We start from the raw sequence: 24893 nt of genomic DNA on the forward strand, positions 1-24893 counted from the left end.
CGCGGGCCCGGGATCATCGCGGGCCGGACGGCCGCTAAACAGAGCTTCAATATGAAAATTGCCCATCTGACTTCCGCCCATCCGCGTCACGACATCCGCATCTTCGTCAAGGAGTGCGCGACCCTGGCCGCCGCCGGGCACGAGGTGACGCTGATCGTGGCCGACGGCCAGGGCGAGGAGATCAACCGCGGCGTGCGCTTCCACGATGTCGGCCCCAAATCCGGCGGCCGCCTGGCGCGGATGACCGGCACCGTCAAACGGGTCTACCAGGCGGCGCTGAAGCTGCGCCCGGACGTGGTCCATTTCCACGACCCCGAGCTGATTCCCGCCGCGCTGCGCCTGAAGCAGGCCGGCATCAAGGTGGTCTACGACGTGCACGAGGACGTGCCGCGCCAGATCCTGGCCAAGCACTGGATTCCCGGCGCGGTGCGGCCCCTGGTGTCCAGCGGCTTCGAGGCGCTGGAAGACTGGGCGGCGCGCCGCTTCGACGCGGTGGTGACCTCGACGCCGCACATCCGCAAGCGCTTCGAGAAACTGGGCGCGCGCGCGCTGGACGTGTGCAACTTCCCCATTCTGGAAGAATTGGTGCGCGACACTCCGTGGGAGCAGCGCCGCAACGAGCTGTGCTATATCGGCGGCATCTCGCGCATCCGCGGCATCGAACCCATTGTCGAGGCGCTGCCGGACACCGCGACGCGGCTGAACCTGGCCGGGCCGTGGAGCGAGAGCGATCTGAAGGCCCGCGTGTCGGCGCGGCCGGGCTGGGCGCGGGTCAACGACCTGGGCGTGCTGGACCGCAAAGGCGTGGCCGAGGTGCTGGCCAAGAGCAAGATCGGCCTGGTGACCTTGTTCCCGACGCCGAACTACGTCGACGCGTTGCCGATCAAGCTGTTCGAATACATGGCCGCCGGCATGCCGGTGATCGCGTCGGATTTTCCGGTGTGGCGCGAGATCGTGGCCGACGCCGGCTGCGGCCTGCTGGTGGACCCGCAGGACCCGGCCGCTATCGCCGCCGCCGTCAACGAACTGATGGCCGACGAGGCGCGCATGCGCGCGCTGGGCGAATCCGGCAAGCAGGCGGTGCTGCGTAAATACAGTTGGGCGGCCGAAGGCGAGAAGCTGGTCGGTTTGTACGCGGCCTTGTAATGCGGACTCCGGGCCGGCCAAAGCAGGGCCTGGGGGCGAATGAAATTGTTAGCGGCCTGAGCCGCCATTGAAAAACCATGAAGATTTTGTACATCAACCACTATGCCGGCAGCCCCCGGCACGGCATGGAATTCCGCCCCTACTACCTGGCGCGGGAATGGGTGAGGGCCGGCCACGAAGTCAATATGCTGGCGGCCGACGTGTCCCATCTGCGCCAGACTCATCCGCAAGTGGACGGCAAATACCGCGACGAGGATATCGACGACATCCGCTACACCTGGTGCCGCACTCGTCCCTACCAGGGCAACGGCGTCGGCCGCGTGCTCAATATCTTCAGCTTTCTGGCCCGGGTGATGGGTTTGTCCGGCCGTTACCTGAAGCACTGGAAGCCGGACGTGGTGATCGCCTCGTCCACCTATCCGCTGGACACGGTGCCGGCGGCCTGGATCGCCGCCAAGACCGGCGCGCGGCTGGTGTACGAGGTGCATGATCTGTGGCCGCTGACGCCGGTGGAAGTGGGCGGCATGTCGCCCAAGCATCCCTTCATTCGCCTGCTGCAATGGGCCGAGGATTTCGGCTATCGCAAGGCCGACACCGTGGTGTCGATGCTGCCCTGCGCCAAGGACTATATGGTGGCGCACGGCATGGACCCGGCCAAGTACACGGTGATTCCCAACGGCGTCGACGTCGCCGAATGGCGCGGCGAGTCCGAGGCCCTGCCGGCCGAACACCGGATGCGGCTGGCGGAATTGAAGGCGCAGGGCCGTTTCCTGATCGGCTACGCCGGCGGCCACGGCCTGGCCAATGCGCTGGATTACCTGCTGGAGGCGGCGGCGCTGATGCGGGACTCGGCGGTGACTTTCGTGCTGGTCGGCGACGGTCCGGACAAGGCGGCCTTGGCGGCGCGCGCCGCCGAACTGGGGCTGGACAAGGTGGTCTTCCTGCCGGCGATCGCCAAGCGCGCGGTGCCGGGCTTCCTCGCCGAGATGGACGCCTTGTTCATAGGCTGGCGCAAGCTGCCCATCTATCGCTTTGGCATCAACCCCAATAAACTGTTCGACTACCTGATGGCCGGCAAGCCGGTGATCCATTCGGTGGAAGCCGGCAACGACATGGTCAGCGAGGCCGGCGCCGGCCTCAGCGTCGGCGCCGAGGACCCGGCCGCCATCGCCGACGCGGCGCGGCGGATGGCGGCGCTGCCGGCCGAGGAGCGCGCGCGCATGGGCGCGGCGGGCAAGGCCTATGTGCTGGAACACCATGATTACGCGGTGCTGGCGCGGCGGTTTTTGCAGGCGGTGTTGGCTCGCTCGTGAATGATCCGCGGGCCGAACCAGGCCTTGCGGCTGAAGAAGCGGAATGTACAAGTGCTAATGCGTGGGCAAGCCCTTGGCCTTGCCCACCCTACGGGGTTTGCCAGATCGCATGGACGCGAGATGTGTCCATGCGCTTAACTGAATAGCGAAAGAACGATATGAGCGAAACAAAATTCCTGCCCTTCGCCCTGCCGGACATCGGCGAGGACGAGATCAACGAAGTGGTCGACGCGCTGCGTTCCGGCTGGGTCACCACCGGTCCCAAGACCAAGCAGTTCGAGGCCGATTTCGCGCAATTCATCGGCGACGGCGTCGAGGCGATCGCGGTCAACTCGGCCACCGCCGGCCTGCACCTGGCGCTGGAAGCGATAGGCATCGGCCCCGGCGACGAGGTCATCGTGCCCAGCTACACCTTCACCGCCACCGCCGAAGTGGTGCGCTATCTGGGCGCGCACCCGGTGTGCGTGGACGTGGACGCGGCCACCTTCAACATCAGCCCGGACGCGATCCGCGCGGCGATCACCGCCAAGACCAAGGCGATCATGCCGGTGCACTTCGCCGGCCTCGCCTGCGAGATGGACGAGATCATCGCCATTGCCCGCGAGCACGGGCTGAAGGTCGTTGAAGACGCCGCCCACGCGCTGCCCACTTACTACAAGGGCAAGCTGGTGGGCACTCTGGACTCCGACGTCACCGTGTTCAGCTTTTACGCCAACAAGACCATGACCACCGGCGAAGGCGGCATGGTGGTGTCCAAGAACAAGGACATCATCGCGCGCTGCAAGGTGATGCGTTTGCACGGCATCAGCCGTGACGCCTTCGACCGCTACGTGTCCAAGACCCCGGCCTGGTTCTACGAAGTGGTGGCTCCGGGCTACAAGTACAATATGCCGGACACCGCCGCGGCGATGGGCATCCATCAACTGAAGAAAATCCGCCGCTTCCAGGAGCTGCGCGAGGCGATGGCCCAGCGTTTCGACCGCGAGCTGGCCGACCTGCCGCTGATCCTGCCGGCGCGGCCCAAGGACGCGGGCAGCAACCACGCCTGGCATCTGTACCCGGTGCGCATCAAGCCGGAAGCCGGCGTCAGCCGCGACGACTTCATCGCCAAGATGGCGGAAAAAGGCATAGGCTGCTCGGTGCACTTCATTCCGCTGCATCGCCAGCCGGTGTGGCGCGACGGCTATCAACTGACGCGCGAGCAGTTCCCGGTGGCCGACGCGGCGTTTGAAGCCGAGGTGACGCTGCCGCTGTATACCCGGATGACGGCAGACGACCAGACCCGCGTCATCGCCGCGGTGCGCGAGATTCTGGGCGCATGAGCGAGCGGTTGGAAAAAAAGGGCGGCGAACTGCTGCCGCCCTGCTGCCGGCCCAGCCGCCACGGTTCGCGGCTGTTGAAGCGCGGCTTCGACATCGCCGCTTCCGGCTTGGGGCTTGCCGCGCTGGCGCTGCCGCTGTTGGCGGTGGCGCTGTGGGTGAAGCTGGATTCGCCGGGCCCGGTGTTTTTCCGCCAGGTGCGGGTGGGGCGGGGTGGCACGCTGTTCCGCATCCACAAATTCCGCACCATGCAGGTGGACACCGAGCGCCATGGCCAGCTGACCGTCGGCGCGGATAGCCGCGTCACCGGCGCCGGCCGTCTGTTGCGCAAGACCAAGCTGGACGAGCTGCCGCAGTTGATCGACGTCTTGTTCGGCGACATGAGCCTGGTCGGACCGCGGCCCGAGGTGCCCAAGTACGTCGCCCATTATCCGGACGAGGTCCGCGACATCGTATTGTCGGTGCGCCCCGGCATCACCGATTGGGCGTCGATCAAGATGATAGACGAGAACGAAATCCTGGGCCTGGCTCAGGATCCGGAGCGCGCCTACATCGAGCAGGTGCTGCCGGAAAAACTGGCTTATTACGTGCGTTACGCCGAAAGCCACAGCCTGTTTGAAGATGTCCGCATCATCGTCGCCACCCTGATGAAGATCGTCAGCCGATGACGGTTTCCATCCGGATGGCGGGGCCCGCCGATGCCGGCGCCCTGAATGAGGAATGTTGTCCGGATGCGCTGTATCAATGGCGGCCGGACGCGAAAGAATGACCATGTTTGAAAAACTGCTCGCCTTCTCCCGCCACAACAAGATGGCGATGCTGGCGCTGATGGACGCGCTGCTGTTGCCGCTGGCGCTGTGGAGCGCGGTCTTCCTGCGCCTGGGGGGCTATTGGGATCCCAAGCTCAATCCACATCTGTGGATCTTCATCGTGCCGCCGCTGTGGGCGATTCCCATCTTCATCAAGCTGGGCCTGTATCGCGCGGTGCTCAAATACCTGGACGACAAAATCATCCTGACCGTGTTCTCCGGGGTGACCTTGTCGGTGCTGGTGTTGCAGGCGGTGCTGCAGATGGCCCACATCTGGGCGATGCCGCGCACCTCGGTGATCATCTTCTGGGTGTTCGCCATGGCTTATATCGGCGGCAGCCGCTTCCTGCTGCGAGGCCTGGCGCGCCGCATCGACGCGGTGGACGCGCCGCGCGAGCACGTGATCATCTACGGCGCCGGCCATGCCGGCGTGCAATTGATGCTGGCCTTGCAGGCCGGCCGCGAATACCGGCCGATGGCCTTCGTCGACGACAGCCCCGAGCTGCATCGCCGCACCTTCCGCGGCGTGGCGGTGCACCCGCCGCGCGATTTGCCGCAGCTGGTCAAGGACGTGGAAGCCAAGTGCATTCTGCTGGCGATGCCCTCGGTCAGCCGCAGCCGCCAGCGCGAGATACTGGAAACCCTGGAACTGCTGCGGGTGCCGATCAAGCGTTTGCCGGGCATGGCCGATCTGGTGTCCGGCGAGGCGCGGGTGGAGGAGTTGAAAGAGGTCGAGATCGAAGACCTGCTGGGCCGCGACCCGGTGCCGCCCAAGCAGGAACTGCTGGCGCGCAATATCCGCGGCAAGGTGGTGATGGTCACCGGCGCCGGCGGCTCCATCGGCTCCGAACTGGTGCGCCAGATCGCCAAGAACCAGCCGGCGCGCATCATCCTGTTCGAGCAGTCCGAATACGCGCTGTACGCGATAGACCAGGAACTGGGCCGCGTCGCCGCGCCGCCGGAGCGCACGCCGGTCCTGGGTTCGGTCACCGACTACCAGCGGCTGGTCCAGGTGATGCGCGCCTTCAAGGTGGACACCGTCTATCACGCCGCCGCCTACAAGCATGTGCCGATGGTGGAGCACAATCCGGTGTCCGGCATCGTCAACAATGTGTTCGGCACCGACACCACCGCGCGCGCGGCCGAGGATTGCGGCGTGGACACCTTCGTGCTGATCTCCACCGACAAGGCGGTGCGCCCCACCAATGTGATGGGCGCCACCAAGCGCCTGGCGGAGCTGACGCTGCAGACCCGCCACGCGCGCGGCAGCGCCACCCGTTTCGTGATGGTGCGCTTCGGCAACGTGCTGGGCAGCTCAGGCTCGGTGGTGCCGCTGTTCCGCGCCCAGATCAAGGCGGGCGGACCGATCACCCTGACCCACGCCGACATCACCCGCTACTTCATGACCATTCCCGAAGCGGCGCAACTGGTGATACAGGCCGGCGCGATGGGTGACGGCGGCGACGTGTTCGTGCTGGACATGGGGCAGCCGGTGCGCATCATCGATCTGGCGCGGCGCATGGTGCACCTGTCCGGCCTGGAGCTCAAGGACGCGAGCCGGCCCGGCGGCGACATCGAGATCCGCATCACCGGCCTGCGGCCGGGGGAGAAGCTGTATGAGGAGCTGTTGATCGGCGACAACGTGCTGGCCACCGACCACGAACGCATCATGCGCGCCCAGGAATACTGCCTGCCGGATGAGGAAATGCGGGCGCTGCTGGCGAGCATGGACCAGGCTTGCCGGAGTCTGGACGCGCCGGAGGCGTTTGCCTTGCTGCAACAAGCGGTGCGCGAATTCCGCGCCGCCGACGCCACTCAGGACTGGGTGACGCGGGCGAACGCGGCCTCTTGAGGCCGGCGGTCTACCACTTGCAACCGTCCTCGCGCGCGCTTTGCACCGCCAGGATCGGGATCGCCAGCAGCCCGAAGGAGGAGTAGCGGGTCTTGCAGTCCGGCTTTTCGGCCCGCTCAATCGAGCGGGCCAATTTCGTTTTGGCGGGGTCGGCCGGCAGCGGGCTGAGCTTTTCCGGCGCGGCGGCGGCCTGTTCGCGCAGCTGCCGGCGCAGGCCGCCCAAGGTCAAGGCCGGGCCGGGCGCCGACGCGTCGCGCCTGTTTAGGGCCGGCCCGGCTGGGGCGGAACGCTCGCCGCGGTCGGCGGCGTCGGCCCGTGCCGCCGCCGATGGGCGCCGCGGGGGCGCGGCTGGTTTTCGGGCGGGGGAGGCCGGCGCGACGGCGCGGGCGGGTGGCGGAATGATGGCCGGCGCCGGCGGGTTCAGCTGTATCCGCAGCGGCGGGCCGGCAACGGCGTCCGGACGGCTGCCGGGCTTGGCCAGCCACAGCAGCGCGCCGTGGGCCAGCAGGCTGAGCAGCAGCGCTGCGGCGACGCCGCGAGGGCGGAGAGGGGGCGGGACGGTCAGAGCGTTCATGCCGTCAACGATAAGGAAACTCGTCCGGCGGGTAAAGCCTCAGTCGGAGATCATCACCCGGTTGCGTCCGGCCTGCTTGGCGCGGTACATGCGGGTGTCGGCCAGGTCCACCAGCGCGCGCCAGTCGGCGCAGCCGTCCTGAAACAACTCCGCCACGCCGATGCTGGCGGTCAAGACCTTGCCTTCCGGCCGCTCGCCCAGTCCCTGGGCGCGCAAGCGGGCGATGACCTGGGCGGCCTGGGGCAGTTGCGCGCCGGGCATCAGCAGCACGAACTCCTCGCCGCCCCAGCGCACCAGCACGTCGCTGCGCCGCAGCCGGCCTTCCATCAGCTCGGCGAAATGGCGCAAGACCTGGTCGCCGGCCAGGTGGCCGTAGTGGTCGTTGATCGTCTTGAAATGATCCAGATCGATGAAGGCCAGGCTCAGCGGCTGCCGGCTGCGCTGGGCCTGCAATTGCAGCAGGCCCAGCATTTCCTCGCCGCTGCGGCGCGAGAAGACCCCGGTCAGCGGGTCGCGTATTGCCTGGTGGACCAGCACGATGATGAAGGCCAACTGGCTGATGCCGGCGATGGCGGAGACGCCGGTCAGCAAGGACAACAGCCAGAATTCGCCGCCGAAGCCGGGCAGGTTGTCGCCGTTCAGCTCCAGCAGGCCGGTCAGCAAGAAGCCGAACAGCGCCGGGCTGGCGAAGGCCAGGCTTTCCAGCAGGGTCAGCGGAAAGATGGCCAGGCCGGCCAGCAGCACGAAGGGCAGGAAGGCGTAGCCGGCGCCGATGGCTGCGGACAAGCCCTCCAGGTGGTAGCGGCGCAGCAGCAAGTGCGAGGCGATGTAGAACAGGGTGGGGATGGCGAACAAGAGCGCGATGCCGCGATAGGCCGAAGACAGGCGGCCGTCCATCGGCTGCCAGACCGCCAGCGCGACGAAGGCGGCGGACACCAGCAGACGCAGCCCCGCCAGTTGCAGCGACAGCGGATAGGGCAGGGTCAGCAGGTCGATCACCGCCCAGGCCGGCGTCAGCGCGGAGAACAGGATGGCGAACAGCCGGCAGCGGTTGACCAGCATCAGCGCGCGTCGCTGCGCCAGCAAGGGCATGTGCTGGCGAGGGCTCAGCAGCCAGAGCGTATCGCCGCTCTGGATTTCGCCGGGCGCCATGCCCAGCAGCTTTTGCCAGATGAAGTGAGTAATATGCATGCGGATGGTGCCAGGTAGTTGCGTTATTCTACCCCGGTTTATGACTTTGGGTTTGCAGCAGGTCAAAATCGCCGGCTTGGCGGCGGCGCTCGCCTGTCGCGTTTCACGAAGCGCGGCGGACTTTGACCAGGCTCTTGGGCCGTGTTTACGCTACTATCGCAACTCCTGATCAACCCGACGGAACCGCGCGATGGAAACTCGGTGGCTTGAAGACTTCCTGGTGCTGGCGGAAACCGGCAGCTTTACCCGCGCGGCGGAATTGCGCCACCTGACCCAGCCGGCGTTCTCGCGGCGGATCAAATCGCTGGAGAGCTGGCTGGGGGCGGATCTGATCGACCGCACCACCTACCCGACGCGGCTGACCGAAGCCGGCGCGCTGTTTCGCGAGCAGGCAGTGGGCATGCTGTCCCAGCTCAACACCAGCCGCGCCCTGCTGCGCGGTTTGCAGCCGCTGGCCGCCGGCACGCTGGAGTTCGCGGTGCCGCACACGCTGTCCTTCTCCTTCTTCCCCAAATGGCTGTCCCAGGCGCAGCGCGGCTACGGCGCCTTGCCCTGCAGGCTGCAGGCCAGCAATGTGCACGACGCGCTGCTGGCCTTCGTGGAGGGCGGCAGCGATCTCTTGATGTGCTACCACCATCCCAAGCAGCCGGTGGAGCTGACCGACGCGCGCTATCTGGGATTGAAGCTGGGCGTGGAGCGGCTGCGGCCGTTTTCGATCGCGGAGGCCGGCCGGCCGCGCTACCAGTTGCCCGGCAGCGCGCAGCAGCCGCTGCCTTTCCTCGGCTACGCCAGCAACGCCTATTTCCGGCTGATGAGCGATCTGATCCTGGAGTCCGCGCCGCAGCCGGCCAAGCTGGCGCTGCGCTATGAAACCGATATGGCGGAAGGCCTCAAGCACATGGCGCTGGAGGGACACGGCCTGGCTTTCCTGCCGGAGAGCTCGGTGCGCCGGGAGGCGCAGGAAGGCTTGCTGGCGGCCGCCGGCGACGAGTCCTGGCAGGTGGAGATGGAAATCCGCCTCTATGTGGACCAGAAGCGTCAGCGCCCGGCCTTGAAGGCTTTTTGGGAGTATCTGACGCATCAATACCCGGCCTGCTGAGCGGGGGCGCCGGGGAACGCGCGCGCCCCGCCAAGGTTATGCGTTTCCCGCATGACCCCATCGGCATTTCGAATTGGCCAGCCGTCGCGGCATGGCATAGAGTGCGCTGCTTCAAGCCACGCGAGCGCGTGGCGCCATCCGTACCAGGAGAAGCATCCATGACGACCCGCATAGAACATGATCTGTTAGGCGATCGTGAAGTGCCCGCCGACGTTTACTGGGGCGTGCACACCTTGCGCGCAGTCGAGAATTTCCCCATCACCGGCCAGAGCATCGCCGCTTACGGCGACCTGATCCGCGCGCTGGCCTGCATCAAGCAGGCGGCCGCTCAGGCCAACCGCGATCTGGGCTTGCTGCCGGCGCCGATCGCCCAGGCCATCATCGCCGCCTGCGAGGAAATCCGCGCCGGCCGCTGGCATGAGCAGTTCGTGGTGGATGCGATCCAGGGCGGGGCCGGCACCTCGACCAATATGAACGCCAACGAGGTGATCGCCAACCGCGCGCTGGAGCTGATGGGCCACGCCAAGGGCGAGTACCAGCATCTGCACCCCAACGAACACGTCAATCTGTGCCAGAGCACCAACGACGTTTACCCGACCGCCTTGCGGCTGGCGGCGTTCTGGGGCGCCAACAAGCTGCTGACCCGGATGGCGACGCTGCGCGAGGCTTTCGCCGCCAAGGCCGACGAGTTCAAGGACTACCTGAAGATGGGGCGCACCCAGCTGCAGGACGCGGTGCCGATGACGCTGGGCCAGGAGTTCATGACTTACGCGGTGATGCTGCAGGAAGACGAGCAGCGCTTGATGGAAGCCAGCGCGCTGATGCTGGAGATCAATCTGGGCGCCACCGCCATCGGCACCGGCATCACCGCGCATCCGGATTACGCGCGCCTGGCCTGCCTGCACCTGTCCGAGCTGAGCGGTCACACCTTGCTGACCGCGCCCAATCTGATCGAGGCCACCCAGGATTGCGGCGCCTTCGTGCAACTGTCAGGCGTGCTCAAGCGCATCGCGGTCAAACTGTCCAAGAGCTGCAACGATTTGCGTCTGCTGTCGTCCGGCCCGCGCGCCGGCTTCGGCGAGATCAATCTGCCGGCGCGCCAGGCCGGTTCGTCCATCATGCCGGGCAAGGTCAATCCGGTGATTCCGGAAGTGGTGAGCCAGGTGGCTTACGAGGTGATAGGCAACGACGTCACCATCACCATGGCGGCGGAAGCCGGCCAGTTGCAACTGAACGCCTTCGAGCCGGTGATCGCCTACAGCCTGTTCCGCAGCATGGGCCATCTGGCGGCCGCCTGTTCCACGCTGACCGACAACTGCGTCAAAGGCATTACCGCCAACCGCGAACGCCTGCACGCCAGCGTGGAGAACTCCATCGGCCTGGTGACCGCGCTCAACCCCGTCATCGGCTACGCCGCGGCCACCAATGTGGCGGCCCAGGCGCACGCCACCGGCGCCAGCGTCGCCGACATCGTGCTGGAGCAAGGTTTGCTGAGCCGCGAGCAGCTGGATTTGCTGCTGAAGCCGGAAGAGCTGACCCGGCCGCGCTGGGTGACCGTGTAATCGATTTCCCTTGTTTGACTTATCGTTGTGAGCGTTTCAACTTGATCAGGCCGCCTTGCGCGGCCTGTTTTTTTTAACGGCGCGGGCCGTGCTTGCGGGGAGGACGGAATGCGGGTATAAAAAATTGTGCATCGCACAATGAAAGGGCGACAGATGCAAGCTGCGCTATGGTGGGGCTTAGAGTTTCCGCGCGGCCTGTGCGCGCTGGGCGCCGAACAATGGCGCGTCCGGCGGCAATGGCTGCGCTCGGGCTGTTTTCACGGCGCCACGGTGTGGCGCGGCGCCGCGCCGTGGCCGGACAAGCTGCGCCGCGTGCTGACGCGGGCGGGAGCGGACTGGCTGGCGCTGTGTTTCGACGACAGCCAGGCCGCGGAGGCCTTGCTCAGCGAGATGCGGGCGCATCCGCTGTGGCGCAGCGAGGCCGGCGACCTGCTGCTGGCCTGGCAATTGGACGGCCAGCGGCAGTGGCGGGCGGGCCTGCTGCGATGGGGGCGGACGCTGTCCGGCTAGCCGTCGGCGGGGAAAGCGCTTCCAGCATCGGCGAATAGCCGCCATAATCGCGGCTTTCAATCGCACAGGGCGGCACGCCATGGCCAATCATTCGATGTTGACCCCCGCTCAGCTGCAAGCGCTGGCTCCGCAATTGCAACAGTACGCGCAAGACCAGTTCGGCCTCGAGCTGGGGCAGTTCGACGCGCAATTCCTGCTGGACTTCGTCGCCGACAAAATCGGCAAAGACATTTACAACAAGGCGCTGGACGACGCGCAGCTGGCGCTCGCCGCGCGGATGGAGTCCTTGCAGGCGGCGATTTGGGAATTGGAGAAGTAGAAGCCGCGCGAGCGGCCTTGCCGCTTGCCCGCGGTTTGCGGGTACAATCGGCGTTCCACCCTTCACTTGCGGTACCCATGCTCTACTTGCGTTTGATGTTGAAAGGCTTTGTGCTGGCGATTTTGCTGGTGGTGCTGGGCTTCAGCTACGTGGCCTGGAGCATTGTCGATTTCGGCGGCAGCGCAAACGAGCCGCAAGCCGACGCGGCGCTGGTGTTGGGGGCGGCGGCCTGGGGCAAGCGCCCGTCGCCGGTGTTCCGCGAGCGCATCAACCACGCGGTCAAGTTGTACAAGTCCGGCAAGGTGCGCTGGATCGTGTTCACCGGCGGCACGCCGGAACCGGGCTATCCGTCCGAAGCCGACGTAGGCCGCGACTTCGCCGCCAAGCAGGGCGTGCCGATGACGGCGATGCTGGCGGAAAACCAGTCGCGCACCACCTGGCAAAACCTGGAAAACGCGCGCGAACTGAGCAGCCAGTTCGGCATCCGCTCCTTCCTCTTGGTCAGCGATCCGCTGCACATGCGCCGTTCGGTGCTGATGGCCACCGACATCGGCCTGACCGCCTATCCCGCGCCGACGCAATCCAGCCGCTACCGTACCCTGTCCAGCTGGTCCCGCTTCCTGGCCAGGGAAACCTGGCTCTATATCGGCTATCGGGTGTTCCGCAAGCTGTCCTGACCGCGTCCGCGGCTCGAAGCGTCCAGGCATAAAAAAACCGGCGATAAGCCGGTTTTTTCACGTCGGACGGAAAGGGATCAGCGGCTGTGCCACAGATCGATCAGTTCGCCGCCTTCCACCGATTTCACTTCGGCGCGCGCTTGCAGCCAGGCCAGCAGTTGCAGGCGCAGCTCGTCGCTGATCTTGACCTCGCCCACCGGGAAGGCTACGCCTTCCAGCTTGCCGGCGCCGTCGAAATGGCCGCCGAAGCTGATGCCGGCCTCGTCCACCTGGATCAGCCAGGCGTCCAGCAGCGCCTCGGAGTCCACGCCGTCGTGCAGCAGGGCGATCAGATGGAAGCCCAGCTCGCGGAATTCGCCTACGCGCATTTTCTTGCGTTGGCGGGATTTCAGACGGCTCAGGCGGTGGGGGGAATTGGGGTTGCGCAGGGACATGACTGCTCCTTATTCAAAGACCCGGCGATGATAGCAGGCTTGCCGGCTTTGCGCTGCGCCGGCTGTGCGTAGGTTTCTGTCACTCTAACTAAACAAATATCATATAAAAAGGTAATTATTTGCCGTAGTCATTGCCATTGGAATGGAATTAGTATTTTTTCTCATTCTCAATACATGAAATGGATGACTACAGGGATGAAAAGCACAAAAACAATATTGGCGGTATCCGTGATTTCGGCGCTGTTGAGCGCCTGCGGCGGAGGTGGCGGCGGCAGCGCCGGCAACAGCAGCAGCGGCACGGCCGTTGGAGCGTCGGCATCTGGCAGGATGCTGGCGACGGACGGCGCGGAAGTGGCGGCGCTGCAGTGCTCGGGCAATGCGTGCCGTTTGCCGGCTTCGGCCGGCAGGGCGCAATCGGGCTCCGCCTACCAATACACCAATACCGGCGCATTGGCGCAAACGGTGTCGATCAGCGGCGCCGCCTTGAGCACGGGCTGGCAGATGGTGGTGTCGCGCGTCAGCAGCGGCGACACCTCCAGCCAGGCCAAGCTGGGCGCTTCCGGCCTGCGCGGCGGATCGGACGCCGCCGCGGAGCGTCTGGAGGCGGAAAGCCGGGCGGTGATGGCCGCGGTGGGCGCGGCGGCCCGCTCCGGCGCCTTGTCGCTGCGGGCCGCCGGTTCGCACCGGCTGCTGGCGGAGCAGGCCAAGCTGCAGGCGAGCAGCTACGCAATCGGCGACAAGCGGGTCTGGCACGATATGGACAAGGACAGCGCCACCAGCCTGCAAGCGATGCGCGACCTGCCCAACGGCGGCGGCAAGGTCTACGTCTGGGCGCAGGACGGGCTGGACGTCAGCGTAGGCAGCGACCAGGCCGACGCGCTGGCCGAGCGCTTCGCCAACAGCGTCTACCCGCTGGAGGCCTCGGTGGTCAGCGAGCCCTGGGGCGACGACATCGATCCGGGCTGGCGCGCGCTGGCCCTGCCCGGCGACACCAAGGACGTGCATCTGGTGCTGAGCCGGCTGAACGATCCGAACCAGGCCGGCGGCGGCCGCCTGCTCGGTTATGTGCGCTGGACCAACGCCTTGCTGGCGTCGGCCGCGCCGACCATGTGCGGCGCCGACCAAGAGTGCCGCGACGTGGTGGGCAAGAGCAATCAGGCGCTGGCCACCTTCGTGGACCTGGACACCTTCGCCCAGGCCGATCCGGGCCGCAACTGGACCATGAAGGGCAACGGCCCCAGCCTGGCCTTGTCCACGCTGGCGCATGAATACCTGCATGTGCTTTACGCCTACAACAAAATCCTGCGCAAGCCACCGAGCTCCGGCAATCCCACGGTGTGGGAAAACGAGCTGGCGGCCCAGACCATGGGCTATCTGGTGTCGGCGGACACCTTCACCGGCGGTCGCGGCAGCGACGCCAACTCCCATCCGGACCTGCGCCGCGGCGGCGACTTCGAAAGCTTCCTGCGCCGGCCGGCTTGCAATCTGAAGGGCTGGAGCGTGGCGGCGTCGAACTACACTTGCTACCCGAAAGCGCTGGCGACGGGCATGCAGATGCTGCACCAGTTCGGCGCGGGGGTGATGAAGCCGTGGGTGACCGGCGGCAATACCGGCGAGCGGGCCTTGAACGACGGCTTGCGCGCGGTGGGCGGCGGCGATTACAGCAGTCTGATGCTGCGCCTCAACACCACGCTGGCGCTGGGCGGCAATCCGGCCAGCGGCTACGGTTTCCCGGCCAAGACGCTGAATTTGCCGGCCAACCAGTACTTCCCCCAGGGCAAGAGCCTGCTGCTGCCGGCGGTGCCGTTCCAGGCGCAGGAAATCGGCTGGAGCGCGTTGGCCACGGCGGAAACCTATAAGCAGAGCCTGCCGCTGTCCCGCGGCGTGGCGCGGGTGACGGTGCCGGCCAACAGTCACCTGATCCTGGTCAAGCCGTGATGCGCTGGCTGCTGCTGTGGCTGGGCCTTTGCGCCGGCGTCGGCGCCATGGGGCTGCCGCCGTGGGAGGAGGGCACTCTAGTCGCCGTGGGCGCGCCGCCGCTGGTGCGCCTGGGCGTGGAGAAGGGGGATGGCGGCACCTTCGTCATCCAGCCCGCCGGCGACGGCAAGGGCCTGGGGGCCGCGGAAGTGGCCGCCTTGAAAAAGCGGACCGGTTCGCGCATCCGCTATCGGGCCGGTCCGTTCAAGACTCATCCGCTGCTGGGGCGCGAGGCCGTGCTGTTGCAGGCGGAAGTGCTTGAGCCGCGTTGAGCGATGAAACAGCGCCCGGTCTCTGATGATGCCGGGCGTTTTCAATATAAGGGGATTCAGGAGGAAGCGGCCGAGTATTGCGGGGGGTCAATCATCGTCGATGGCAGAGTTTGACAAGCCTAGGCTGCGCATGGACTGGAATGGATCAAAGTTATGTTGCAGTACCGGTAGCGCTTCCAACTGGCTGCGCAGTGCTGGCGCGAGACGTAAGTAAGGTAGCTCTCTTTTAAGCGCAAGCGTACGGGATAGCAGCGCGGTGAGAATCTGCTCAGCCCCTGGGTCGTCCTTGGCCGAATAAGCAGGTAGTTTTGCTTCCCGGGCTAGCAGGCTGGCTTGCAAAAATTCCTCCTCAACCTGCCCAAGGCATGTTCTGTCATTTTTATGACGAAAATAAGCAAGCGTAGCAATCTGTTCATCCCGGGAAATTTCTAATCCGGCGAAGGTGTTCGGAGGCAGCACGATCTCTTGTTGTCGGCAATATTTGATCTGGGCGCTATAGTCGATCACGGCTTGAGCCAGGCGTCGTATGGCAAATGAGGTCAGATCTTCTTGGGTAGGAGATTGTGCCTGGCTTGGCGTTAGCCAGAACAGGCTGCCAATCAGTAGAGTCCAAACCGGCCACGTGTTTTTATTAAGGTTTGCAGCCATATGCCACAGCCTCCCAGAATCGAGCTTGCTTCCGGTCATGCTGATGACTCCAGTGCTCTTCTTCCGCAATGCGTTGTACTGTCTTCTGCATAATTCTCGGCCAAGCCGCCGTACTCTGTGCGAACAGCCGCCAGTCTGTCGCTTGGATGTTATAGGCCGCTTGTAGCGGGCTGCTGCGGTAAAAGATATTGCTTATCACACCAACACCGGTGAGGCTGGCGGCGAGCCGGAGGCCTCTTAGTTTGAGTTCTATTTGCTCCAGAGCTTGCAGACTGCTTTGATCCAGCGCCAATCCTTGGATTGTCGGGCAACTTTTCATGCTGCTCTCCTGTGGCGGCAAGAGCGCCATCTCGCGATCGTTGCAGAGACATTATTCAGCAAGGCAAAATGTAAATATATTAATAAAAAAAGATAACTGACCTTTCAGTCAGGGACGTCCGAAACGAGGCGGCAATTTAGGGAGTAAGAGCCAAAGCACTGTGCGGGGAGTGCTTGGCGAGAGCATGGTGGGGCCCCCCGGTGTGTTTGTAGGCCGGGGGGCGGGGAGTGATTTACAGCCCTAATTGCAGCCACATCTCATCGACGCGCTGTTTGACCGCCTCGTCCATCACGATAGGCACGCCCCACTCGCGGTTGGTTTCGCCGGGCATCTTGTTGGTGGCGTCCAGGCCCATCTTGCCGCCCAGGCCGGACACCGGACTGGCGAAGTCCAGGTAGTCGATAGGCGTGTGCTCGATCAAGGTGGTGTCGCGCACCGGGTCCATGCGGGTGGTGATCGCCCAGATCACCTCTTTCCAGTCCCGGGTGTTGACGTCGTCGTCCACCACCACGATGAACTTGGTGTACATGAACTGGCGCAAGAAACTCCAGCAACCCATCATCACCCGCTTGGCGTGGCCGGGGTATTGCTTCTTGATGCTGACCACCGCCATCCGGTAGCTGCAGCCTTCCGGCGGCAGGTAGAAATCGACGATTTCCGGAAACTGCTTTTGCAGGATGGGCACGAAGACCTCGTTCAAGGCCACGCCCAGCACCGCAGGCTCGTCCGGCGGCTTGCCGGTGTAGGTGCTGTGGTAGATCGCGTTTTCGCGCATGGTGACGCGGTCCACGGTCAGCACCGGGAAGCGGTCCTGCTCGTTGTAATAGCCGGTGTGGTCGCCGTAAGGGCCTTCCATCGCGGTGTCGTTCGGATGGATATGCCCTTCCAGCACGATTTCGGCGCGCGCCGGCACTTGCAGGTCCGAGCCCAGGCATTTCGTCAGCTCGGTGCGGCTGCCGCGCAGCAGGCCGGCGAACTGGTATTCGGACAGGGTGTCCGGTACCGGCGTCACCGCGCCCAGGATCGTCGCCGGGTCGCAGCCCAGCACCACCGCCACCGGGTAAGGCTTGCCGGGGTGTTGCTGGCAGAACTCGCGGTAATCCAGCGCGCCGCCGCGATGGGCCAGCCAGCGCATGATGACGCGGTTGCGGCCTATCAACTGCTGGCGATAGATGCCCAGGTTCTGGCGCTTCTTGTTGGGGCCGCGGGTCACGGTCAGGCCCCAGGTGATCAGCGGCGCCACGTCGCCGGGCCAGCAGTGCTGGATAGGCAGCCGCTCCAGATCGACTTCCTCGCCTTCCCATACGATTTGCTGGCACGGCGCCTTGCTGACTTCCTTGGGCGCCATCGACAGCAGCTGCTTCAACAGCGGCAACTTGTCCCAGGCGTCTTTCAGGCCTTTGGGTGGTTCCGGCTCCTTCAGGTAGGCCAGGGTCTTGCCGATCTCGCGCAACTGCATCACATCGGCGGCGCCCATGCCCAGCGCCACGCGCTCGGGGGTGCCGAACAGATTGGCCAGTACCGGGTAATCGAAGCGTTTGCCGTCCTTGACTGGCTGTTCGAACAGCAGCGCGGGGCCGCCGGCTTTCAGTACCCTGTCGCCGATCTCGGTCATCTCCAGGTGCGGAGAGACCGGGGCCGCAATTCGTTTCAGCAGGCCTTGTTGTTCCAATTGGGAGACAAACTCCCTTAAATCTGCATATTTCATGACCGTCTCATGATCTGGCGCAAAGTTTGATATTAGGCGCTTGGATAATCTGCCACCGGACGCCGAACGCTACTGCTGCCCGCAGTCAAAGTCAACGATGGCGGCAAGCGCCAAGCCTGCATTCGACCAAACATGATAGGAGAACTCAATATGAAAAAGCTCGCTCTCGCCGCCATGATCGGCCTGGTTTCCGCTAGCGCCTTCGCCGCCCAAGGCGACATCCTGGCGCGCTTCCGCGTGATCAACGTCAACCCCGACGCCAGCTGGAGCAACTCCGGCGCGGTGCCGGGCTTGAACGTCGACGCCAAGGACGCTTGGGCGCCGGAAGTCGACTTCACCTACATGATCACCAACAACATCGGCGCCGAGCTGATTCTGGCCACCACCCGCCACGAAATCACCACCAACGCCTTTGGTTCCGCCGGCAAAGTATCGGTGCTGCCGCCGACTCTGACCCTGCAATACCACTTCATGCCGGACGCGACCTTCCGTCCCTATGTGGGCGCCGGCATCAACTACACCCGCTTTTACAATGACGGTTTGCGCGCAGCGGCCGCCAACACCAACCTGAGCGTGAAGAAAAACAGTTGGGGCCCGGCGCTGCAACTGGGCGCGGACTACGCGATCAACAAGAACTGGTTCGTCAACCTGGACGTCAAGAAAATCTGGATCAAGACCGACGTGACCGCGGATCAACTGGGCGGCGCCAAACTGGGCGAACTGAAGATCGACCCGTGGGTATTCGGCATCGGCTTCGGCACCAAGTTCTGATCGGCTAGCCGGTTTGAATCCAAAACGCCCCGCGGGGCGTTTTTTTCTTGCTTGTCGCGTTAGAATGGCCGCTTGTGAAATTCCCGACACTGGAGAAGCAAGATGACTGATTGGGTTGCCCAGGCGGTGCGCAAGATCGAGGCCGATTTCAATCGCTCCAGCGACACGCATCTGATTCCGCTGCCCATCCCCGGCGCGCCGGAGATACAGCTTTATTTCAAGGACGAGTCCACCCACCCCACCGGCAGCCTGAAGCACAGGTTGGCGCGCTCGCTGTTTCTGTACGGCTTGTGCAACGGCTGGATTCGCGAAGGCAGCACCATCATTGAGGCCTCCAGCGGCAGCACCGCGGTGTCCGAGGCCTATTTTTCCCGGCTGCTGGGCCTGCCCTTCATCGCGGTGATGCCCAAGAGCACCTCGCAGGAAAAGATCCGCGCCATCGAATTCTACGGCGGCCGCAGCCACCTGGTGGACGATCCGGCCACCATCTACGACGAATCCAAACGTCTGGCGCAGGAGCTGAACGGCCATTACATGGACCAGTTCACCTACGCCGAGCGCGCCACCGACTGGCGTGGCAACAATAATATCGCCGACACCATTTTCACCCAGATGGCGTACGAGCCCAATCCGGTGCCGGACTGGATCGTTTGCGGCGCCGGCACCGGCGGCACTTCGGCCACCTTCGGCCGTTACGTGCGCTACCAGAAACTGCCGACCAAGGTCTGCGTGGTGGACCCGGAAAACTCGGTGTTCTACGACTGCTTTCATACCGGCAGCATGGATTGCCGCTGCGAAGGCGGCTCCGGCGTGGAAGGCATCGGCCGGCCACGGGTGGAACCCTCCTTCATTCCGACAGTCATCGACAGTGTGATCCGGGTGCCCAATGTCGCCAGTTACGCCGCCATCCACTTCTTGGAGGAAGTGCTGGGACGTCGCTGCGGCGGTTCCACCGGCACCAACTTCTACGGCGTTTGCGAGCTGGTGGGCCAGATGCGCAGCCAGGGCCGCAGCGGCTCCATCGTCACCTTGATCTGCGACGACGGCAACCGCTACCAGGGCAGCTATTACAACCACGACTGGCTGCAGGCCAACGGTTTCGACATCTCGAGCTGGGTGGAACGCTATCGCCGCTTCTTCAACGAAGGGCAGTGGTAAGCGTCGTTTGGCGGCTCGTAGACGGCGAGATGCCGGCAGTTGTTGTCAAAAAGCATCAATTATTTGAATTGGAACCATGTTGCGCCGCACCGAAAACCAGCCGGGCGGCGCGCGGTTTTCTGCTGAGAAAATAGCAACTTACCGGCCTGGCCGGAACGCCCGGTTCGCACAATGGAAAAAATGCGCTGAGGTCTTGAATTTTCAAGGGATTTCAACGGCCCCAGCTTTATCTTTTTTGTTAAACTGGCGCCCTTTTTCTTGGGCGGGGAAGATAATGGCTCTCCTTGAAATCAAAAATGTCGTCAAGCGCTTTGGCGACTACACGGCGGTCAACAATGTCAGCTTGTCGGTAGAAGCCGGCGAGTTCTTCACCCTGCTTGGGCCCTCCGGTTGCGGCAAGACCACCTTGCTGCGCATGCTGGCCGGCTTCGAGCAGCCGGACGCCGGCCAGATCCTGCTGGACGGCCAGGACATGTCGCAGGTGCAGCCGGAAAAACGTCCGGTGCACACCGTGTTTCAAAGCTACGCCTTGTTCCCGCACATGACGGTGCGCGAGAACATTGCCTTCCCGCTCAAAATGGCCAAGTGGGACAAGGCCAAGATCGCCGCCCAGGTGGACGAGTTGCTGGAAGACGTGCGCCTGACCCAGTTCGGCGACCGCTACCCGCACGAGATGTCCGGCGGCCAGCGCCAGCGCGTGGCCATCGCCCGCGCGCTGGTGGATCGTCCGCGGCTGCTGCTGCTGGACGAGCCGCTGTCCGCGCTGGACGCCAAGCTGCGCGAGGAAATGCAGCTGGAGCTGATCAAGCTGCAAAAAGAAGTGGGCATCACCTTCGTCTACGTTACCCATGACCAGGGCGAGGCGCTGGCGCTCAGCCACCGCATCGCGGTGATGAGCCATGGCCAGGTGGAGCAGCTGGAGGCGCCGGAAACCCTGTATAGCAAACCCAAGAACCGTTTCGTCGCCGACTTCCTCGGCCAGTGCAATGTGCTGGAGGGCAAGGTCAAGAGCGTGGACGGCGACACCATGCTGGTGGATCTGAAAGGCTGCGGCGAAGTGCGCTGCCTGGCGGTGCCGGACGTGCGCGAAGGGCAGACCGGCTGGCTGGCGCTGCGGCCGGAAAAGGTCAAGCTGGACAAGAGCTTACCGTCCCACGACGACGAGGCTTATTTCAAGGGCCGCGTCCACGACTGTCTGTATCTGGGCGACGTTACCCTCTACGTGGTGGAAGTGGGCGAGGGCGTGATGGTGGAGGCGATGCTGCCCAACAGCATTCCGGGCGTCGCCAAGTTCTTTGACGACAACGACATCGTGGAACTGGCCTGGCGTTTCGACGCCGGCAGCTTCCTGACGGAGTAAACGCGCATGGCGATTCGAGATCGATTCGGCAAGTGGGCGCTGTCGTGGCCGCCGCTGGTCTACCTGATCCTGTTTTTCCTGGTGCCGTCGCTGATCATGGTGGTGGCGGCTTTCCGCAATCCGGGCGATTACGGCGGCCTGGCGCCGATGTACTACCTCGAGGAAGGCAAGCTGGTCTGGGATCTGACCCTGGACAACTTCTACCGGCTGGTGGAAGAGCCGCTCTATATCGAGCTGTTCATCAAGTCCGCCGGCTACGCGGGGATCACTACCGTGGCCTGTCTGCTGATGGCCTACCCGCTGGCCTGGCTGATCGCGCGTTCCGGCAAGAAATACCGCGACCTGATGCTGCTGCTGGTGATCCTGCCGTTCTGGTCCAACTTCCTGATCCGCATCTACGCCTGGATGATCATCCTGGGCCCACAGTCGGCGTTCACCAAGATGCTGAACGTGGTGGTGACCTCGCTGGGCTTCGAGCCGGTGCGGCTGCTGTTCACGCCCTTCGCCGTCATCGTCGGCCTGGTCTATGTGCACCTGCCCTTCATGGTGCTGCCGCTGTACGCCAATCTGGAAAAGCACGACATGTCGCTGCTGGACGCGGCGCAGGACTTGGGCGCCAACGCCTGGCAACGCTTCTGGCGCGTGACCTGGCCCTTGTCGCTGCCGGGCGTGTTCGCCGGCTCCGCGCTGGTGTTCATACCGGCGCTGGGCATGTTCGCGATACCGGACATCCTGGGCGGCACCGATTCCATCATGATCGGCAACCTGATCAAGCAGCAGATCCTGGACACCCGCGACTGGCCGTTCGGCTCGGTGCTGTCCATCATGTTGACCGGCGGCGTGCTGCTGATCGCGGCCTTGGGCGCGATGGTGGGCAGAGGAGGCAAGAAACGTGGCTAAGAAACAATCCCGCTGGCTGTGGGCGTCGGCCTTGCTGACCTACGCCTTCCTCTATCTGCCGCTGGTGATCGTGGTGCTGTACTCGTTCAACGATTCCAGGCTCAACGCCGAGTGGGTGGGCTTCACCCTCAAGTGGTACGACAAGCTGTTCCACAACGAGAAGATGCTGAGCGCGGCGGCCAACTCGCTGATCATCGGTATCATCGCCAGCGCCTGCGCCACCGTGCTGGGCACGCTGGCCGGCATCGCCATGCATCGTTACAAGCTGCGCCTGCTGCCCTTCCTGGTGCTGACGCCCATCGCCATTCCGGAACTGCTGATGGGGGTGTCGCTGGTGATCTTCTTCGTCATCGTCAACCAGCTGATCGGCATTCTGGAACTGGGCATGATCACCATCCTGCTGTCCCACGTCGCCTTCTGCATCGGCTTCGTCGCCATCGTGGTGCGCGCGCGGATGCAGGGCATGGACGACAGCCTGGTGGAAGCCGCGCGCGATCTGGGGGCCACGCCGTTCCAGGCCTTCCGTCTGATCACCTTGCCGGTGATCAAGCCGGGCATCATCGCCGGCGCGCTGATGGCCTTCACTCTGTCCATCGACGACTTCGTGATCACCTTCTTCACCGCCGGCGCCGGCGCCAGCATGCTGCCGCTGGAAATCTACTCGATGATCAAGATCGCGGTGACGCCGGAAGTGAACGCCGTTTCCAGCTTGCTGATGCTGTTGACCCTGGTGCTGATCGTCATTGCTTCGCGCGTGTCGCCCAGCGCGCTGCGGGCCAATGGCTGAAAGCCTGTTTACGATTTGCTGCGCGTCGGCGATACGGCGTTGAAAACAGCTTCAGAATGCTCATGTACCAACTGTACATTCCGCTTCTTCGGCTGTTTTCGCCTTGCCTCGCTCTTGCTCGCGAGATCGTAAACACGCTTTGAGCGCCTGTTTAAGTAGTAGGGCCCCGGCCGGGCAACAAGGGAGCCGGCCGGTTTTTCATGTAGTCGCAACGCACTTGTGCGAATAGAAGGAAAAACGCAATGAAAAAAGTCCTGGTGACGCTTGCCCTGGCCATATCTGCTCAGGCGTACGCAGCGGAAGAACTGCACCTCTACAACTGGAACAACTACCTGTCGGAAAGCACCGCCAAGAGCTTTGAAGCCTACTGCAAGTGCAAGCTGGTGCAGGACTTCTACGGCGACAACGAAGAAATGCTGGCCAAGCTGGCCGCCGGCGCCAAGGGTTACGACATCGTGGTGCCGACCGGCTTCGCGGTGGAAGCGCTGATCAAGCAGGGCAAGGCCCAGCCGCTGGACAAAAAACAGCTGCCCAACTTCAAGAACCTGAACCCAGGCTACCTGAACAGCTTCTTCGACAAGGGCAACCAGTACTCGGTCCCCTACGCCTTCACCACCACGCTGCTGGGCTACAACGAAACCAAGCTGAAGGAACTGGGCTTGCTGGACAAGGCCAATAGCTGGGCCTTGATCTTCGATCCGGCCGTATTGGCTAAGCTCAAGGGCAAGATCACGGTGCTGGATTCCCAGCGCGAACTGGTGTCCGCCGCGCTGATGTATCTGGGCAAGCCGGCCAACTCCACCAATCCGGCGGATTGGAAAGCCGCGCGCGACGTGATCCTGAAGGCCAAGCCTTACTGGGCCGCCTTCAACAACCAGAGCTATATCAAGGAACTGACCGTGGGCAACATCTATGTCGCCTTCGGCTACTCCAACGATATGTACCAGGCGCAACAGGACGCCAAGAAGGCCGGCCGCAAGTTCGGCGTTAACTTCGCGCTGCAAAAAGAAGGCAACACCCTGTCGCTGGACAACTTCGTGGTGTTGAAGGACGCGCCGCGCAAGGACCTGGCCTACAAGTTCATCAACTTCATGCTGGACGGCAAGAACGCCTCCGGTCTGACCAACGAGATGGGCTCGGGCAACCCCAACGCCGCCGCCGGCAAGTTCGTCAAACCGGAACTGACCAAGGTGCACGCGATCTTCCCGACCGCCAGCGAACTGCCGCGCCTGCAACAGCTGAAGGACTTGAACGCCAAGGACCGTCGCGAGCTGAACAAGGTGTGGTCCGAGATCAAGCTGAAGTAAGCGGGATACTCTATATAGGGAAAAGGCCGGGATTCCGGCCTTTTTTTATGCTCAATCCCAGCGCCGGCGCGCCAGATCGCCGATGGACGCGATGCGAATGTCCACATGGGCGGGGCGCCGCACCTGCTTGCTGATCCAGATCGTCTTCATGCCCAGTTTCTTCGCCGTCAGCAGATTGGGCAGCGAGTCTTCCACCATGATGCAGTGCCGCGGATCCAGTTTCTCTCTGGCCAGTACTTTACGGAAAGCGCCCACGTGAGGCTTGGGTACGTAGTCCACTTGCTCGACGCCATAGATGGAGTGAAAGTGCCGCTCTATCGCCAGGCGCTGCAAAATGCCTTGCACATAATGGTGCGGGCCATTGGAGAAGATCAGCTTGCGGCCGGGCAGCGCGCTGAGCGATTCCGCCAGGTTGTGTTCGGCGAACAGCCATTGCTCCAACTCGTCCAGCTTATGGGTTTCCAATAGGAAGTCATGAGGGTCGATGCCGTGATGGGTGACTAGCCCATGCATGGTGGCGCCGTATTGCGCCCAATAGCGCTCGCGCAGCAAGCGGGCTTCCACCGCGTCCACTTGCAGATGTTTCATCATATAAGCGGACATCGCGTGGCTGATATGGGCGAAGATGCCGCCGCTGGCGTGGTGCAGCGTGTCGTCCAGGTCGAAAATCCAGGTTTTGTTGCGCATGATTGTGCTTCTAGAAGGGCGGACGAGGAGGGGAATTATCGTTTTTTCAGTCCGGAAACGACAGTCCCTACCAGTGCATGGCGGCTACGCTGAAATTCTTCATATGAATGATTCAATATAAATCATGGGGATAGCTTGCGAGAGGCCTCTTTTGTCAAAAATCTTTCACGAAAGGTGTTGACGGGTGTGGGGTC

26 protein-coding genes are annotated in these 24893 nt (G+C 63.8%); 18 read left to right on the forward strand and 8 right to left on the reverse strand.

Translation table 11 applies throughout. The annotated features are described in order from the left end of the window. The first annotated feature begins 51 nt into the window (after window positions 1-51). The 5 genes from VK98_RS09320 (at window position 52) to VK98_RS09340 (ending at window position 6439) form a co-directional block, all read left to right on the forward strand. Complete coding sequence (locus VK98_RS09320; RefSeq protein ID WP_048413766.1) at window positions 52-1146, forward strand: glycosyltransferase family 4 protein; 1095 nt, start codon at window positions 52-54, stop codon at window positions 1144-1146. 77 nt (window positions 1147-1223) lie between these two features. Continuing rightward, window positions 1224-2459 (forward strand): glycosyltransferase family 4 protein, encoded by a 1236-nt coding sequence (locus VK98_RS09325; RefSeq protein ID WP_048413767.1) that lies wholly within the window; start codon window positions 1224-1226, stop codon window positions 2457-2459. Between the two features lie 158 nt (window positions 2460-2617). Beyond that, entirely contained in the window at window positions 2618-3781 is a 1164-nt protein-coding gene (locus VK98_RS09330; RefSeq protein WP_048413768.1) for a DegT/DnrJ/EryC1/StrS aminotransferase family protein, read from the forward strand. Then, window positions 3778-4446, forward strand: a complete 669-nt coding sequence (locus VK98_RS09335) for a sugar transferase (protein ID WP_082158857.1) — start codon at window positions 3778-3780, stop codon at window positions 4444-4446. The genes VK98_RS09330 and VK98_RS09335 overlap by 4 nt, the downstream gene beginning before the upstream one ends. 103 nt (window positions 4447-4549) lie before the next feature. Next, window positions 4550-6439 carry a nucleoside-diphosphate sugar epimerase/dehydratase gene (locus VK98_RS09340; RefSeq protein WP_048413798.1) on the forward strand — a complete coding sequence of 630 codons (1890 nt, stop codon included), beginning with the start codon at window positions 4550-4552 and terminating at the stop codon, window positions 6437-6439. 10 nt (window positions 6440-6449) lie between these two features. Here VK98_RS09340 and VK98_RS09345 read toward each other — a convergent pair whose 3' ends face one another. Continuing rightward, a complete protein-coding gene (locus VK98_RS09345; protein WP_048413769.1) occupies window positions 6450-7013 on the reverse strand; it encodes a hypothetical protein in 564 nt (187 codons plus the stop codon). Between the two features lie 39 nt (window positions 7014-7052). Further along, a complete protein-coding gene (locus VK98_RS09350; RefSeq protein ID WP_048413770.1) occupies window positions 7053-8204 on the reverse strand; it encodes a diguanylate cyclase in 1152 nt (383 codons plus the stop codon). Between the two features lie 190 nt (window positions 8205-8394). Here VK98_RS09350 and VK98_RS09355 point away from each other — a divergent pair, with 190 nt between their 5' ends. From VK98_RS09355 to VK98_RS09375, 5 genes are all read left to right on the forward strand, one after another. Next, window positions 8395-9303, forward strand: coding sequence for a LysR substrate-binding domain-containing protein (locus VK98_RS09355; protein ID WP_048413771.1), 909 nt, complete (start codon window positions 8395-8397; stop codon window positions 9301-9303). A gap of 158 nt (window positions 9304-9461) precedes the next feature. Continuing rightward, complete coding sequence (gene aspA / locus VK98_RS09360; protein WP_048413772.1) at window positions 9462-10865, forward strand: aspartate ammonia-lyase; 1404 nt, start codon at window positions 9462-9464, stop codon at window positions 10863-10865. Window positions 10866-11018: 153 nt separating this feature from the next. Next, window positions 11019-11375 (forward strand): hypothetical protein, encoded by a 357-nt coding sequence (locus VK98_RS09365; protein ID WP_048413773.1) that lies wholly within the window; start codon window positions 11019-11021, stop codon window positions 11373-11375. A 79-nt stretch (window positions 11376-11454) separates the two neighbouring features. Then, entirely contained in the window at window positions 11455-11694 is a 240-nt protein-coding gene (locus VK98_RS09370) for a DUF2164 domain-containing protein (protein ID WP_048413774.1), read from the forward strand. A 77-nt stretch (window positions 11695-11771) separates the two neighbouring features. Then, on the forward strand, window positions 11772-12371 hold the full coding sequence (locus VK98_RS09375) for a YdcF family protein (protein WP_019103655.1): 600 nt from the start codon (window positions 11772-11774) through the stop codon (window positions 12369-12371). A gap of 77 nt (window positions 12372-12448) precedes the next feature. Here VK98_RS09375 and VK98_RS09380 read toward each other — a convergent pair whose 3' ends face one another. Further along, on the reverse strand, window positions 12449-12805 hold the full coding sequence (locus VK98_RS09380) for a 50S ribosome-binding protein YggL (RefSeq protein WP_048413775.1): 357 nt from the start codon (window positions 12803-12805) through the stop codon (window positions 12449-12451). Between the two features lie 167 nt (window positions 12806-12972). Then, a complete protein-coding gene (locus tag VK98_RS24355) occupies window positions 12973-13104 on the reverse strand; it encodes a hypothetical protein (RefSeq protein ID WP_019103653.1) in 132 nt (43 codons plus the stop codon). Window positions 13105-13132: 28 nt separating this feature from the next. On the opposite strand from VK98_RS24355, the gene VK98_RS09385 reads away from it, so the two are divergent. Together VK98_RS09385 and VK98_RS09390 are read left to right on the forward strand one after the other, a co-directional pair. Further along, entirely contained in the window at window positions 13133-14743 is a 1611-nt protein-coding gene (locus VK98_RS09385; RefSeq protein ID WP_048413776.1) for a hypothetical protein, read from the forward strand. Next, entirely contained in the window at window positions 14743-15054 is a 312-nt protein-coding gene (locus tag VK98_RS09390; RefSeq protein WP_048413777.1) for a hypothetical protein, read from the forward strand. Before VK98_RS09385 ends, VK98_RS09390 begins: the two co-directional genes overlap by 1 nt. An 87-nt stretch (window positions 15055-15141) precedes the next feature. Here VK98_RS09390 and VK98_RS23685 read toward each other — a convergent pair whose 3' ends face one another. The 3 genes from VK98_RS23685 to ubiD form a co-directional block, all read right to left on the reverse strand. Beyond that, window positions 15142-15741, reverse strand: coding sequence for a hypothetical protein (locus VK98_RS23685; RefSeq protein WP_197083010.1), 600 nt, complete (start codon window positions 15739-15741; stop codon window positions 15142-15144). Then, window positions 15686-16021 (reverse strand): hypothetical protein, encoded by a 336-nt coding sequence (locus VK98_RS09395; RefSeq protein ID WP_048413778.1) that lies wholly within the window; start codon window positions 16019-16021, stop codon window positions 15686-15688. The genes VK98_RS23685 and VK98_RS09395 overlap by 56 nt, the downstream gene beginning before the upstream one ends. A gap of 232 nt (window positions 16022-16253) precedes the next feature. Next, a complete protein-coding gene (gene ubiD, locus VK98_RS09400; RefSeq protein WP_048413779.1) occupies window positions 16254-17729 on the reverse strand; it encodes a 4-hydroxy-3-polyprenylbenzoate decarboxylase in 1476 nt (491 codons plus the stop codon). Between the two features lie 150 nt (window positions 17730-17879). Here ubiD and VK98_RS09405 point away from each other — a divergent pair, with 150 nt between their 5' ends. The 6 genes from VK98_RS09405 to VK98_RS09430 all read left to right on the forward strand — a co-directional run bounded on the left by VK98_RS09405 (window position 17880) and on the right by VK98_RS09430 (window position 24012). Next, entirely contained in the window at window positions 17880-18500 is a 621-nt protein-coding gene (locus VK98_RS09405; RefSeq protein ID WP_048413780.1) for an OmpW family protein, read from the forward strand. A 102-nt stretch (window positions 18501-18602) separates the two neighbouring features. Next, window positions 18603-19658 (forward strand): PLP-dependent cysteine synthase family protein, encoded by a 1056-nt coding sequence (locus VK98_RS09410; RefSeq protein ID WP_048413781.1) that lies wholly within the window; start codon window positions 18603-18605, stop codon window positions 19656-19658. A gap of 274 nt (window positions 19659-19932) precedes the next feature. Next, the gene (locus VK98_RS09415; RefSeq protein ID WP_048413782.1) at window positions 19933-21018 is read left to right on the forward strand and encodes an ABC transporter ATP-binding protein; all 1086 of its coding nucleotides are present in this window, start codon (window positions 19933-19935) and stop codon (window positions 21016-21018) included. A gap of 6 nt (window positions 21019-21024) precedes the next feature. Further along, the gene (locus tag VK98_RS09420; protein WP_197083011.1) at window positions 21025-21918 is read left to right on the forward strand and encodes an ABC transporter permease; all 894 of its coding nucleotides are present in this window, start codon (window positions 21025-21027) and stop codon (window positions 21916-21918) included. Beyond that, window positions 21911-22705, forward strand: coding sequence for an ABC transporter permease (locus VK98_RS09425; RefSeq protein WP_048413783.1), 795 nt, complete (start codon window positions 21911-21913; stop codon window positions 22703-22705). The genes VK98_RS09420 and VK98_RS09425 overlap by 8 nt, the downstream gene beginning before the upstream one ends. Window positions 22706-22947: 242 nt before the next feature. Continuing rightward, window positions 22948-24012 carry a PotD/PotF family extracellular solute-binding protein gene (locus tag VK98_RS09430; protein ID WP_048413784.1) on the forward strand — a complete coding sequence of 355 codons (1065 nt, stop codon included), beginning with the start codon at window positions 22948-22950 and terminating at the stop codon, window positions 24010-24012. A gap of 51 nt (window positions 24013-24063) precedes the next feature. On the opposite strand, the gene VK98_RS09435 is transcribed toward VK98_RS09430, so the two are convergent. Next, window positions 24064-24699 carry a pyrimidine 5'-nucleotidase gene (locus VK98_RS09435; protein ID WP_048413785.1) on the reverse strand — a complete coding sequence of 212 codons (636 nt, stop codon included), beginning with the start codon at window positions 24697-24699 and terminating at the stop codon, window positions 24064-24066. Window positions 24700-24893 lie beyond the last annotated feature (194 nt).

This window comes from Chromobacterium sp. LK11 (assembly GCF_001043705.1).
Taxonomy (GTDB): Bacteria; Pseudomonadota; Gammaproteobacteria; order Burkholderiales; family Chromobacteriaceae; genus Chromobacterium; species Chromobacterium alkanivorans.